The following is a 14,011-nucleotide window of genomic DNA, read 5'->3' on the forward strand; positions in this document are numbered from 1 at the left end:
AATGTATAAAACGACCCTGGCGCACCGGACATACCGGTTCGCCAGTCTAAAAGAACTCATGGCAAAAGCATCCCCGGCCCGCTCCGGGGATGTGCTGGCGGGCGTCGCGGCAGATTCAGCGGAAGAGCGTATGGCGGCGAAAATGGCCCTTGCCGACGTCCCGCTGAGTGACCTTCTGGACAATCCGCTCATTCCTTACGAAAGCGATGAAGTCACCCGTCTGATCATTGATACCCACAATGCCGATGCCTTTTCGCTGATTCGCCACCTGACCGTCGGTGACTTTCGTGACTGGTTGCTGGCTGATACCACCGATGCCGCCACGCTGACGCATATTGCTCCTGCCATCACGCCGGAAATGGCGGCCGCAGTAAGCAAGCTGATGCGTAACCAGGATTTGATTCTGGTGGCCAGCAAATGCAGCGTGATTACCCGTTTTCGTAACACTATCGGCCTGCCCGGTCATCTGAGCGTACGCCTGCAACCGAATCATCCTACTGATGATTTAAAAGGGATTGCCGCCAGCATGCTCGATGGCCTGCTCTATGGTGCAGGTGATGCGGTAGTCGGCATTAACCCGGCCAGCGACAGTCTGCCGGTTCTTGAACGGCTCAATCATATGATGGATGACATCATCAGCCGTTTTGCCATCCCCACCCAATCCTGTGTGCTGACTCACGTCACTAACACATTGCAACTGATTGAACGTGGCGCGCCGGTGGACCTGGTTTTTCAGTCGGTGGCGGGAACCGAAGCCGCCAACAGCGGTTTTGGTATCAATTTGTCGATGCTCAAAGAGGCGCAGGACGCGGCCCTGAGCCTCAAGCGCGGCACGCTCGGCAACAACGTGATGTATTTTGAAACGGGCCAGGGGAGCTGCCTGTCGGCGAATGCGCATCACGGCGTTGACCAGCAAACTTGTGAAGCACGGGCCTATGCCGTGGCGCGCCACTTCAACCCGTTATTGGTCAATACTGTGGTCGGATTTATCGGGCCGGAGTATCTCTATGACGGCAAGCAGATCATTCGTGCCGGTTTAGAAGATCACTTCTGCGGCAAGTTGATGGGGCTGCCCATTGGCTGCGACGTCTGCTACACCAACCACGCCGAAGCCGACCAGGATGACATGGACACCTTGCTGACACTGCTGTGTAACGCCGGGCTGACCTTCCTGATTGGCGTACCGGGCGCGGATGACATTATGCTGAATTATCAGAGCACCTCATTCCACGACGCCCTTTACGCCCGCCGTCTGCTGGGGCTGAAACATGCGCCAGAATTCGCCGACTGGCTCACCCGTATGCAGATTATCGATACCCACGGACAGTTGCGTTTAACCGGGGCGAACCACCCGCTGCTGACCGCATTACCACAAGGAGTGAGCGCATGAATCCACCGGATGCCTGGACATTACTGCGCGAATTTACCGATGCCCGCATCGCGCTGGGGCGCAGCGGTGCCAGTCTGCCCACGCGCGAAGTGCTGAACTTTGGCCTGGCCCATGCGCAGGCCCGCGATGCCATTCACCAGCCGTTCGACAGTGAAAGTCTGGCAGCACAATTACACGCACTGGGGCTGCAAACGCTCAAGGCACACAGTGCGGCGACAGACAGACACATCTATCTGAATCGACCTGATTTAGGGCGCATGCTCAGCGAAGAGAGCCGTGATGCGTTAAAAGCGAGCCGGACACCCGCACACGACCTGCTGCTGGTGATTGGCGATGGACTCTCTTCGCATGCGGTGCAGCGTCAGTCTGTCGGGTTGATTAAAGCGCTGCTGCCGTATCTGGAAACATTGGGTATTTCACTCGCCCCGGTGGTGCTGGCGCATCAGTCACGGGTTGCGCTGGGGGATGACATTGGCGAAACGCTCAACAGCAAAGCGGTCGCGATCCTGATTGGCGAACGTCCTGGTCTCTCCTCCCCGGACAGCCTTGGCGTCTATTTAACATGGAAACCCGAGCGCAAGCGGCTGGAGTCGGAGCGCAACTGCATTTCAAACATCCGCCCCGAGGGGCTGAATTACGACGCCGCCGCCTTTAAGCTCGCCTGGCTGCTGGAACAGGCGTTCCTGCGCCGACTTACAGGTGTGAAGTTAAAAGATGAAAGCGATAACCCTGCCCTGCATGGACGCGTAACACCACGCATTCGCTAGCCCGCCTTCTGCGCGCTTTATCGCCCTGGATAAAGCGCGAAGCGTAACGAAAATTTTGTTCCATACTCTCTTAACCCTGTGTGCATTCTGCGTTTGTGGAGACTCCAAGGTGAAAGAGACCGCACCTGATCCCCGTCATCATCCTGTGAGAGAGAACCCGCGCTGGCTGAGATTCGAATCCCGGATACAGCAATATGGCGCTTATTTGCTTTTTTTGATTGTCATCAGCGCCCTTGCGGGCCTGTTTTCCCATGGTTTTTTAAGCGACAGGACGCAGGAAACCGGCGATAAACAACTGCTGATTCATTACGAGCGATTCGGACGTTTACAAAGCGATATGGCGCTGGCCATTACCGTCAGAGCGCCAAAGCATGAGCAGCTCGTCATTACGCTGGGTGGCGATTTTATGCAGCAGTATGAGATACGTACCCTACAGCCGCAGCCTGACCAGGTCTCCAGCCGAAACGGGATACTGCGTCTGGAATATTCCCACGCGCATCCGGGAGAAGACTTCGATCTCTGGCTGGGGCTGACCCCGCAGCTTCCGGGCCGCGCAACGTCGCAAATTGGCGTGGAAGGCGTATCCAGCACCGGCATCTGGCAATTTATCTATCCCTGAGGGCGAGACAATGGAAATGGTATTGCGGGCAATCGCCATCTATCTGGTGTTAATGGTGGTCTTTAAAATCGCCGGACGCCGGGCGCTATTACAAATGACCTCTTTTGATCTTATCCTGCTGCTGATCATCAGCGAGGCCACACAACAGGCGCTGCTGGGAAATGATTTTTCCGTCACTGGCGCTGCGCTCACTATCATCACCCTGGTGACGGTAGACATCCTGTTCGGCTATATCAAAAAATATATCAATAACGCCGAAGACCTGATCGACGGTGCCCCGGTTATTCTGGTGGAACATGGTCAGATGTTACACGGTAAAATGAAGGAGGCTGATATTACCTATGATGACATCATGGTCTCCGCACGCAATAATCAGGGCATTGATAAGCTTGATGATATTAAATACGCCATTCTTGAACGTAATGGCCATATCTCGATTATTGCGAAGTAGCTCTACAACCTGCTCTACACTGCGGCTCTCCGCCTTTATGCCGCAGTCAGTTTCCTGACGGTCCCTTTCATTATCTCCCCCACAAACATAGCTTTTAAAAAAATAAAAGTAATTCCTTATATAGCTGAGACTGTTAAAACCCTGTCCACATGCTCCCGCTCAGGTACCGATATTCAGGATGCGAAACGGCGTAAAAACCTTATTTCTGATAATTACGATCAAGATCACACTCACAAAAAGACAAAAAAAACAGTAAGTTGCATTCGTTAAAAAATAAATGAGAGACGCATCAACATAATTACCTCGTCGGTTGATTGACTCTTATGCACACGTGTGCATAAATAAATGCATTATGATTGAAAATGCTAAATTCAGGACGACCTGCATTTATCCAGGCATATTTTATTCGCCATGACAGGTAGCCTTTAGCGGTAAAGAAGCAGCGCCAGACGCGTTACGGTTACTTTCGCCAAAAAGAATGTTTTCCTGTTTTTTACGCGTCAGAAACAGTTACGTAAACACATCAATCACGGGTGATGCATGGACACGTGTTTCAAAGATCTTTCTATCAATCAGGATGCAATACGCGATGTGTTGCAAACAATGGGGCTTCTCAATGCTGAGGATGCCCTGCGCGTCAGCCCACTCACGGGCGGCGTTTCATCTAATATTTTGAAAATTAACGCCGGGGAACGGCAGTTTTGCCTGAAACAGGCGTTGCCGAAATTGAAAGTGGCCAAAGAATGGCATGCACCGCTTGAACGCGTATTTGCCGAAATAGACTGGATGCAAACCGTCGCGGGTATTGCGCCGCACTCCGTTCCACATATAACAGGCATCGACCGTAACACGCTCTGTTTTGCGATGGATTATCTGCCTGCTGAACAATTTCATAACTGGAAATCACAGTTATTAAACGGGGAAATAGATATCGGTTTTGCCGCGCAGCTGGGCAATGTATTAGGCGAAATTCATCAGAAAACCGCGAAAAACGAAACACTGGCAAAAACATTCGCCTATGACGATAACTTCTTTTCACTGCGTCTGGATCCCTATCTTGGGGAAATAGCTCGCGTTCACCCGAAATATGCTGACGTTATTTTGACGGTATTACACAGAACACAATCCACCCGACTGGCTTTGGTTCACGGTGACATCAGCCCGAAAAATATCTTACGCGGTCCCGCAGGCCCGGTCATTCTTGATGCGGAATGCGCATGGTATGGCGACCCGGCATTTGATTTAGCTTTTTGCTTAAATCACTTCTTGCTGAAAACCGTTATTGCCGGGTCTCAGGAGGCGCAGCAAAAACTCATGCTCACCTTTGATGCAATGTACCAACGTTATTTTGACCACATCACCTGGGAACCTGTCGGGGAATATGAAACCCGTGTCGCAGCGCTACTGCCCTGTTTAATTCTGGCCCGCGTCGACGGCAAATCACCGGCGGAATATATACAGGATCAGAACGCGCATAACGTACGTCGCATAAGTTGCGCATTACTGGAACGTCAATTCAGGCAATTAAAAGACATTACCTCATTCTGGAGGAAGGAGAACGGGTTATGAGTCGCATTAAAAATGTGATAGGTCGTCGTGTATGGGATTCCCGCGGCTGGCCGACAGTTGAGGTTGAAGTTCATCTGGAAAATGGTCTGTTCGGTCGCGGTATGGCTCCCGCGGGGGCCTCTTGCGGGATGCACGAAGCGGTGGAACTGCGCGATGGCGGCAGCGTCCTTTCCGGCAAAGATGTGCAGAAAGCGCTGCATAACATTCAACATGAAATTGCCCCGGCGCTTATCGGTACGGATATCAACGATCAGAAACTGATCGACAGCATTCTGATTGAACTGGACGGCACGGGCACCTTCTCCCGCCTGGGGGGAAACGCCTCGGTCGCCTGTTCCATGGCGGCAATCTATGCCGCCGCGAACAATGCCCATCTACCGCTGTGGAAATATCTGGCAGGCGATCAGAAAGTGGCGATGCCGCTGCCGCAAATTCAGATTTTCGGCGGCGGCGCCCACGCCGGGCGTCGTATTGATATCCAGGATTTGATGGTTATCGCCAACGGGGCGAAATCCTTTGAAGAAGCGCTGGTGATGACCGCTGAGGTGTATCACAGCGCGGGCCGTATCATGAAACAACGGGGTCATTTAAGCGGCGTGGCGGATGAAGGCGGCTGGTGGCCAGAGTTCAACAGCAATGAGCAGGCGTTGGACACTCTGGTGAAAGCGATTGAAGGCGCGGGCTATATACCGGGTCAGGATGTTTCTATCGCGCTGGATATCGCCTCGTCTGAATTTGGTAAACAGGGTCGCTACCGACTGGCGCTGGAATCTTCGGAATATGACTCCGATGGCATGTGCGAATTATTGCTCGGCTGGCTGGATCGTTATCCGATCCGCTCTATTGAAGATCCGCTGGCAGAAGATGATGAAAAAGGGCTTATCGCCTTTACGAAAGCCGCAGGTTCTCGCGTACAAATTGTCGGCGATGATTATTTCGTGACAAATGGCGAGCGCGTAAAAGCGGCAGCAGAAATGGGTGCCTGTAACGCCGTGTTATTAAAAGCCAACCAGGCTGGCACTATTACCCAATTGCGTAATGCTTTTGCCGAAGCACAAAAAGCAGGATATGGATCAATTGTCTCCGCGCGCTCAGGTGAAACTGAAGACAATATTATTGTCCACCTCGCATTAGGGTTGAATGCGGGGCAATTAAAAGTGGGCTCAATGACCCGCTCAGAGCGAACCTCAAAATGGAATGAAGCTATTCGACTGGAAGACACGCATGCTCTGGGATTTTTCGGCATAGCCGCATTAGATCATAAATAATTTTTTAATTTTATTCCGATTAGCTGAACAGGCGTTATCTCCGGGCCCTACGCATTGACCTGAATTTTCGATGTCTGTTCTGGTTGTATGAGTTTTTCCAAATTGTCGATATATAATTTCAGGAGATTCAAATGACCGATTACAGCGGCGAGGCTTTGCCTGCAGCCAGAAAGAAAATGCAGATCAAACCCATTGTTCAGGTGGGTGCCGGGAACGCTCTCGAAATATACGATTTTATGGTCTACGGCTATTATGCGCGTTATATTTCGCAGGCTTACTTTCCGTCAGATAATGAATATGTGTCATTAATGCTCACGCTGATGACATTCGCGTTAGGTTTCTTCGCCCGTCCGTTTGGAGCCATTATTCTCGGGGCTTACACCGATCGTCATGGTCGTCGGAAAGGGTTAATTATGGCCCTGACCCTGATGTCGATCGGTATTTTGTGCGTCGCCATGACGCCGACCTATGCCTCAATCGGCATCGCCGCACCGATCATCGTCATTCTCGGTCGCTTGCTACAAGGTTTCTCGGCCGGGGCGGAACTGGGTGGCGTTGTTGTCTATCTGGCAGAAATATCGCCACCGAATCGCCGGGCATTCTATACCTGCTGGCAGGTGGGTTCGCAGCAGTTTGCGGTCATGGCTGCGTCTATTATCGGCCTGGTACTGCTGTACAATATGTCCACCGAAGATCTCCACGACTGGGGCTGGCGCGTTCCGTTGTTGATTGGCTGCGCGGTAATCCCGCTGATGTTCTGGCTGCGTTCTAACCTGCAAGAAACTGAAGTCTTCGCGAAGAAGAAAACCACACCGACCGTTAAAGAGATTTGCGCCAGTCTGGTCACCGGATGGCGAACCATTGTGGTCTGCATGGGAATGGTAGCGATGGCAACCGTCACCGCACAAACGGTCACCACCTATGCTCCCACCTTTATTAAGAGCCTGAATCTGGGTGAAAACGTTGGCTTTATCACGCTGTTCTTTGTGGGCCTGTCAATCCTGTTCTGGCTGCCGATCACGGCGATGATCGCTGACCGGGTCAACAGAAAAACCATGCTGATTGTGGTGACGCTGACCGGTGCGCTCACCGCATGGCCGATGCTCTCGTGGCTGGCGGCTGACCCGACGGTGTTGAAATTCGTCGTCTTTGAGCTCTGGTTCTCGTTCATGTATGCCTGCTACAGCTCCGTACAGGTTGCCGCGATGGTTGAACTGGTACCGGCACATGCGCGTACGGCGGGTTACTCTTTTGCTCAGGCGGTGGCCGCCGCCGTACTGGGTGGCCTGACGCCGGCAATTTGTACCTGGCTTAACCACACCTTTAACAGTAATGCGATGGTAGGCGTCTGGCTTGGATTTAACGCTGTATTAAGTTTGTTGGCGGTATTAACCCTCGACCATAAACAAACAGCCATTAATCAGACCAAAGAATTACATTAATTGCTGACCAAACAGCAGTACATCGATTAAGTTGGTGTACTGCTGAAAATAAACTGGAAAAGGTAATGTATGAAAATTGTTATTTTAGATGGTGGCGTACTTAATCCTGGCGATTTGTCGTGGGATGCGCTTTCGCAACTGGGTGAAATATCCGTTTATGACAATTCGGCTCCGGAAGAAGTGGTTAAACGAATCGGCGATGCGGAAATTGCAATTATCAACAAAGTTGTTTTAGGCGAAAAGGAATTCAGCCAGTGTCCGAACCTGAAATTTATCGGCGTTACGGCGACCGGTTATAACGTTATTGACCTCGCAGCGGCAAAAACCCACGGCGTGACGGTATCCAATGTCCCGACGTACGGAACCTCTACCGTCGCGCAATTTACGACCGCGTTAATGCTGGAACTCTGCAACCAGGTTGGTCTGCACAACAATGATGTCCACGCCGGCGGCTGGGGTAAAAAACCAGACTTCTGCTACTGGCTGAAACCGATGCTCGAAGTGACGGGCAAAAACGTGGGCATTATCGGCTATGGCCGCATTGGTCAGGCGTTCGGCGCCGTGGCACAGGCGTTGGGTATGAATGTACTGGCTTATGACGAATACCGGAACACAGCGCTGGAAAACGACCGCGTCCGCTATGTCGACCTCGATACCCTTTACGCCGAAGCCGATGTTATCAGCCTGCACTGCTTACTGACGCCCAAAACACAGGGCATGATCAACGCAGAATCCCTGCGCAAAATGAAGAAATCCGCCCTGCTGCTTAACGCCTCACGCGGCGATCTGGTTAACGAAGCGGACCTTGCCGACGCGCTCAATAACGGCGTGATTGCCGGTGCCGCCGTCGACGTTCTCTCCAAAGAACCGCCAGTGCCGGAGAACCCAATGCTGACCGCGAAGAATTGCATTATTACCCCACACATTGCCTGGGCCTCAGTGGAAGCGCGCGGGCGTATTCTGGCGACCACCGTTGATAACGTAAAAGCCTTTCTGGCCGGACAACCGCAGAACCGCGTGGGTGACTGATAACCCCACATAAACCAAAGCGATAATTAGAGAAAGAACAATGGAAAATAACATTATCAAGGCAGCGGATTTGCTGCGCCAGGCCTGGGATAACAACGAAGCGGGCGACCCTATTCGCGACCTTGTCGACAGTGAAAATCTGACGACAGCCTACATGATTCAGGACTACAACGACAAAATCTGGCAGGCGCAGGGTCGCCGTCGGGTCGGACGTAAACTGGGCTTAACCAACAAAGCCGTGCAGAAGCAGTTCGGCATTTCAGACCCGTGTTACGGCAACATTTACGCCGACATGGTGCTTATCGACGGCGCGGAAATCACTAAACCGGTCGTCAGCGATCTGCGCGTAGAAACCGAGATTGCCGTCGTCCTGAAAAAAGACCTGACGCAAACCGAGCATACCATTCTCGACATCATCAACGCCGTGGATTACGTCCTGCCAGCGTTTGAGATCTGCGACAGCCGTGTCACCGGCTGGAACGTGAAGTCCTGTGACTTCGTCGCAGATAACGCCGCCGCGTGCCTGGTAGTTCTTGGCACCAAACCGGTGTACCTCTCCGACTGCGATATCACACGCAGCGAAATGGTCACTAAACGTGCAGGAGAAGTGGTCTCACAAGGCAAAGCGACGGCCATTCTCGGCCACCCCCTGCATGCGCTGAAATGGCTGGCTGATGACCTGGTGCGCATGGGTAAGCCGCTGCGCGCCGGCGAGTTTGTTATCACTGGCGCTATTGGTCCGGCGGTGTCCGCCAAACCGGGTGATGCCTTTGATGCGGAAATTACCGGAGTGGGCCTTATCAGCACCCGCTTTGCCGAATAAGGGATCCCCGCAGGCTTAAAGGAGGCCGTGATGGAATTGCAGAAAAATCATTTCAAGCATGCCATTAAAAATAACACCGTACAGTTGGGCCTCTGGACCCAGTTGGGCAGCTATATCGCCGCTGAGATCCTCTCCGGCTGTGGTTATGACTTTATCGGACTCGATGCGGAACATGGCCCGAGTGAATACATCGAAATTTACGCGCAGTTGCAGGCCTGCGCGGCTGGCGGACCCACTCAACCCATCGTGCGCATTCCCAACCACGATATTTCGTTGATTAAGCGTTATCTGGATGCGGGGGTAAATACCCTGATGGTGCCTCAGGTAGATACCGTCGAGCAGGCAAAAGCGCTGGTCTCCGCAGTGCGCTATCCGCCTCACGGCGTGCGCGGCTACTGTGGCGCGCCGCGCGCGTCCGGCTTTGGTCGGATTAAAAACTACGCCACTACCTGCGAGGAAGAAATTTGTCTTATCGTGATGCCGGAAACCACCCTGGCGCTGGAAAATATTGAGGCAATGGCGGCGATTGACGGCGTTGACGCCTTCTTTATCGGCCCCGGCGATCTTGCTGCCAGCCTTGGTTATATTGGTCAGCCGATGCACCCGGACGTCATTAACGTGATTGAAGATACCGGCAGGCGCATCAAAGCGGCCGGGAAAGCCGTCGGCATTCTGTGTACGGATGAAGCACAAACCCGCCGTTATATCGAGCTTGGCTTTCAGATGATCGCCATTGGTTCTGACCAGGGGCTATTGACCAAAGGCGCGGAGCAGTTGCTGGCGACATTCAGATAGTTTCCCGAAGCACTTGTAGTAACCTGGGTTTTTCTTTTCCGGATGCGCGCAACAGCCCCATCCGGTTTTTTCTTTTAGCGACGGGCGATCAACGCTTTTGTGGAGTCGCCAGCCACCAGCAATGGGGTAAAAATCTGGCTCTCGGTAGAGGCATAAAAGGCCTCCGGGGTGAGCGTCTGATCCTGGTTCATCAGGCGCTCAATAATGGCAACACAGGCATCAGCAATCTGTTTTTCCGGCAGCGAAATATAAGTCAGTTTCATCTCCAGTAAACTGCTCCAGGAGACATCGCCATAAGTCACCAGCGAAAGATCGTCGGGAATGCGGATATTTTTCTCTTTCGCGGCCAGCAAGATGCTCATGGCGTAACGTGGACTGCCGAGCACCAGGGCGGTGGGCGGCATGTCAGCGGCCATGATGCGCCTGAAAGCGTCACCGCCAAACCCGGCCTGCGGTGGGCCGATATGAATAAGCGCCTGCAGCGCAGCTTGTTCTGTCGGCGTGAAGCATTGCAAAAAACCCTGTAAACGCTCGTAGCCGGTGCTCAGCTCTTCGGAGGAGCCAATATAGCCGATACGCTGGTGGCCAAGCTCACGCAAGTGTTTTACCGCCAGCGAAATGCCGTGGCGATCGTCAATCGCGATAACCGGCGCCTGCAGGCTGCGGTGTTTACGCAGCAACTGGACGGCATTCGTGCGGGTAATCAGCTCTTGCGTTTCCGGGAGCGGATTGGCTGTCGGCGCGAAAATAATGCCGTCCACGCGGGCAGTCATCAAACGCAACAGCGCGGTATGCTCCATCTCCGGCTTGTCGCTGGTAATGCCCAGCATCATCTGCCAGGAGCGTTCAGCGGCCACGTGCGCAATGGCATTCGTGACGGTAATAAAAAAATCGTTCTGAATATCCGGGATCACCAGACCAAATGCGCCAGTACTGGCATTACGCAACGCGCGCGCGGCGCTATTGGGAATATAACCATATTCTCGCGCAGCCCGTAACACGCTCTCTTTTGTGGCCTGGCTAATGGCGGGATGATCGTTTAATGCCCGTGATACCGTGGTATGAGATAAGCCTAATATTGCAGCCAATTTTTTTATTGTCACTGCGTCACCTTAATGTCGTCCTGGCTCGGGTTTCCCGTCATCAATTCAGAAAGCCGGGGATTAAATTATAATCCCTACAGTTTTTCGCTGTGAAAATGCACCAATGATATTGTGCATAGGCCATAATAACAGGTTCTTATATCTGGCACTATCGTTTTACGATATTAACATCTGTCTGAATTAATTAGACATAGTGCAAACTTATAAATATTTTAACTTGCCTTAAGAATCGTTTTCTTATTAAGCGAAAAATAAGGGTTATTAATATTAATAATGAAAAATAATCCTTAATCCTCGAAACACCCCCTTCTCTGTGCTTTTCGCCTGCCCGTAGTACCGCTCCTTTACCAGAGCAAGCGAGACATTCCTCACACTTTTACACAACAGGCTATGCTGTTAGGTAGGATAAATTTCATTCTAAGGAGACGCCAATGACCACCCGGCAACCGCTTTTCCCACGCCGCCAGACGCATCCCGTTGCAGATGAGCACGCTGTTTTGAACTGGGCACAAAACGCCACGCTGGCACAGGAAAGCGCGGTTATCACGCCAGAAAATGAAGCGCAGTTGCAACAGGCTATCGCCCGTTGTCAGGGACGGGTACGCATCATGGGCAGTCGTATGTCTCCGGGCAGAATGCTCGCGATAACTCAGCCGCAGGATAGCCTGATCGATCTCTCCCGTCTGCGGGGTCTGCTGGCGGTGAGTGACGACAGCGTCACCTTTGCCGGTGGTACCCCGCTGCATGAGGTGTATGAAATCCTGACCTCCATGAACCGTATGCTCAACGCGTCGCCGGGAGTGATTGCTTCCCAGACGCTCGCCGGCGCGATCTCGACCGGCACGCATGGCCAGGGTATGCAGCAAAGTTCGCTGGCGGATGAAGCGCTTGCTATCCGGCTGATTGATGCGGCGGGCCAGATTCATACGCTGGATAATCAGCATCCCTGGTTTGCCGCGGCGCAACTGGGGCTGGGAACGCTGGGCGCTATCAGCGCCGTCACACTCCGCACCCGCCCTTACACCCAATTTACCTGTTTTAAAAGCGCGCACAGCGCCGATACGCTAGAACAGGATTTGATTGCCTGGAATCAGCAATGGACATTCAGTAAAGCCTGGTGGTTTGTGGAGGAAAACAAAGTCCACGCATGGAATGCCCGGGAAGCGCATGACCATGAGCGTCAGGCCTGGCGGGATAACCATGGTGATCTGCTGACGCTGGAAGAGACCAGCGATCAGATGAATTCCGCAGTGGAAAATACCCTGCATCATATGCGCAACGACACCCGTATCGTGGATGAGAACGGCAAGCCGTTTCGGACTGTGACGCGCTTTAAAGATTTCTCCGACGTGATTGGCGATATCTATCAGGTGTTCTGTCGTGGGATCGCCACGCCGCAGATCAATATCGAGATCGGCGTACCGATGGACCGCGCCCCCGCCCTGATTACGCGGATCCGGGAGTGGCACGCCCGCGAACAGCCCCATATGCATTACCCGATCATTTTGCGCTGTACCGGGCCATCAGATGCCTGGCTGAGTCCATCCTGGCAGCAACCCACCTGTTTTTTCGGTTTTGTGGTCTATTACGCCGAGGATGGCTCACTGTCCGAAGAGGGGCTCTCCTTTTTGCGCGGGGTCGAAACACTTCTGGCAAGCGAGGGCGGGAAGCCGCACTGGGGGAAATATTTCGACGCCAGTTTGTACGACTGGCCGACGCTCTACCCGCAGTTACCCGCTTTCAGGGAGGTGCGCCGGACGCTCGATCCTGAGGGGAAATTCCTCAATGATTTTATGGCGGAGCTGCTGTCATGAGCGCCGCGTTCGCCTGGGTGACGCTGCTCACCCAGCCCGGCTACGTACCGGGCGTGGAGGCACTGCGCCACTCGCTGCAAAAAAGTGGTTCACCGTGGCCGCTGGTGGTGATGGTGACGCCTGCCATTGACGCCGGAACACGCAGGTCGTTGAGCGACGCCGGATGCGTGATTCGGGAGGTGCCGATTCTTGGTCCCGATCCCGCGCTGGCGCACCGCTACGCCAATGCCCGTTTTGCTGAGGTGTGGAGCAAACTGGCGGTATGGACGCTTGAGGAATATCAGCGCGTGGCATTTCTCGACGCCGATATGCTGGTGGTGCAGAACATGGATGAATTGTTTGAGTTACCGCTTCCGACAGGTTTTATTGCCGCCTGCCACGCCTGTCGGTGTAATCCCAACCGTATCGCCAGCTACCCGGAAAGCTGGCAGCCTGAAAACTGCTATTACACCTGGTGTGAAGACCCGCAGATGACAGCACACCCGCCGGCCACGCTGGATAACTATCTTAACGGCGGGTTTCTGTTGTTGACGCCTGATAAGGATGTGTACGACAGGATGGTGACGCAACTGGCCGCCATGGCGGATATCTCCGATTATGTGTTTGCCGAGCAGGATTTTCTCAACGACGTTTTCCGCGATCGTTGGGTGCCGCTGCATTATGGGTATAACGCGCTAAAGACGCTGGGTTTGCAGCACCCGAAAATGTGGGATTTCAGCCGGGTAAAAAATGTGCATTACATTATTGATAAGCCGTGGGAGAAGGTTCCCGAGCCAGGCGATAAGTGGTACGCATTGCATCGCCTGTGGTGGGAGTATTACCCTCGCTGAGGGGTAAGATCTGTGTGGGGTGATGGGAATATGCGGCTCAGTAAGTGGGTTCCGTTCACCGTATGTTCATGGCGAAATGGCCCCTCCGAACACGTGAACGGGTAAAGGGGA

13 protein-coding genes are annotated in these 14,011 nt (G+C 53.2%); 12 read left to right on the plus strand and 1 reads right to left on the minus strand.

All coding sequences use genetic code 11. The features are described 5' to 3' along the window. Position 1: 1 nt before the first annotated feature. The 10 genes from L2097_RS14170 to L2097_RS14215 all read left to right on the plus strand — a co-directional run bounded on the left by L2097_RS14170 (position 2) and on the right by L2097_RS14215 (position 10,153). Entirely contained in the window at positions 2 to 1,390 is a 1,389-nt protein-coding gene (locus L2097_RS14170; RefSeq protein ID WP_047371654.1) for an ethanolamine ammonia-lyase subunit EutB, read from the plus strand. Beyond that, positions 1,387 to 2,157: an ethanolamine ammonia-lyase subunit EutC gene (gene eutC / locus L2097_RS14175; RefSeq protein ID WP_085006162.1), complete on the plus strand. Its 771-nt coding sequence runs from the start codon at positions 1,387 to 1,389 to the stop codon at positions 2,155 to 2,157. The genes L2097_RS14170 and eutC overlap by 4 nt, the downstream gene beginning before the upstream one ends. 109 nt (positions 2,158 to 2,266) lie before the next feature. Beyond that, entirely contained in the window at positions 2,267 to 2,776 is a 510-nt protein-coding gene (locus tag L2097_RS14180; RefSeq protein WP_047371656.1) for a hypothetical protein, read from the plus strand. A 10-nt stretch (positions 2,777 to 2,786) separates the two neighbouring features. Further along, positions 2,787 to 3,227, plus strand: a complete 441-nt coding sequence (locus tag L2097_RS14185; protein ID WP_047371657.1) for a DUF421 domain-containing protein — start codon at positions 2,787 to 2,789, stop codon at positions 3,225 to 3,227. Positions 3,228 to 3,767: 540 nt separating this feature from the next. Further along, positions 3,768 to 4,796 carry a phosphotransferase family protein gene (locus L2097_RS14190; protein WP_250353067.1) on the plus strand — a complete coding sequence of 343 codons (1,029 nt, stop codon included), beginning with the start codon at positions 3,768 to 3,770 and terminating at the stop codon, positions 4,794 to 4,796. Continuing rightward, positions 4,793 to 6,064 carry a phosphopyruvate hydratase gene (gene eno, locus L2097_RS14195; RefSeq protein WP_229221541.1) on the plus strand — a complete coding sequence of 424 codons (1,272 nt, stop codon included), beginning with the start codon at positions 4,793 to 4,795 and terminating at the stop codon, positions 6,062 to 6,064. The genes L2097_RS14190 and eno overlap by 4 nt, the downstream gene beginning before the upstream one ends. Positions 6,065 to 6,195: 131 nt before the next feature. After that, positions 6,196 to 7,506 (plus strand): tricarballylate/proton symporter TcuC, encoded by a 1,311-nt coding sequence (gene tcuC, locus L2097_RS14200; RefSeq protein ID WP_085006165.1) that lies wholly within the window; start codon positions 6,196 to 6,198, stop codon positions 7,504 to 7,506. 69 nt (positions 7,507 to 7,575) lie between these two features. Beyond that, positions 7,576 to 8,535 (plus strand): D-2-hydroxyacid dehydrogenase, encoded by a 960-nt coding sequence (locus L2097_RS14205; protein ID WP_085006166.1) that lies wholly within the window; start codon positions 7,576 to 7,578, stop codon positions 8,533 to 8,535. Positions 8,536 to 8,575: 40 nt separating this feature from the next. Beyond that, a complete protein-coding gene (locus L2097_RS14210; RefSeq protein WP_250353068.1) occupies positions 8,576 to 9,358 on the plus strand; it encodes a 2-keto-4-pentenoate hydratase in 783 nt (260 codons plus the stop codon). Positions 9,359 to 9,388: 30 nt separating this feature from the next. Beyond that, positions 9,389 to 10,153 carry an HpcH/HpaI aldolase family protein gene (locus tag L2097_RS14215; protein ID WP_142516466.1) on the plus strand — a complete coding sequence of 255 codons (765 nt, stop codon included), beginning with the start codon at positions 9,389 to 9,391 and terminating at the stop codon, positions 10,151 to 10,153. 74 nt (positions 10,154 to 10,227) lie between these two features. Here the strand turns inward: L2097_RS14215 and L2097_RS14220 are convergent, their stop codons facing one another. After that, complete coding sequence (locus L2097_RS14220) at positions 10,228 to 11,256, minus strand: LacI family DNA-binding transcriptional regulator (RefSeq protein ID WP_250353069.1); 1,029 nt, start codon at positions 11,254 to 11,256, stop codon at positions 10,228 to 10,230. A 431-nt stretch (positions 11,257 to 11,687) separates the two neighbouring features. On the opposite strand from L2097_RS14220, the gene L2097_RS14225 reads away from it, so the two are divergent. After that, on the plus strand, positions 11,688 to 13,070 hold the full coding sequence (locus L2097_RS14225) for a D-arabinono-1,4-lactone oxidase (RefSeq protein WP_047371664.1): 1,383 nt from the start codon (positions 11,688 to 11,690) through the stop codon (positions 13,068 to 13,070). Continuing rightward, complete coding sequence (locus tag L2097_RS14230; protein ID WP_047371665.1) at positions 13,067 to 13,900, plus strand: glycosyltransferase family 8 protein; 834 nt, start codon at positions 13,067 to 13,069, stop codon at positions 13,898 to 13,900. Before L2097_RS14225 ends, L2097_RS14230 begins: the two co-directional genes overlap by 4 nt. Positions 13,901 to 14,011: the final 111 nt, after the last annotated feature.

Origin of the sequence: Citrobacter sp. MNAZ 1397, from assembly GCF_023613995.1 — a bacterium.
Classification (GTDB): domain Bacteria; phylum Pseudomonadota; class Gammaproteobacteria; order Enterobacterales; family Enterobacteriaceae; genus Phytobacter; species Phytobacter ursingii.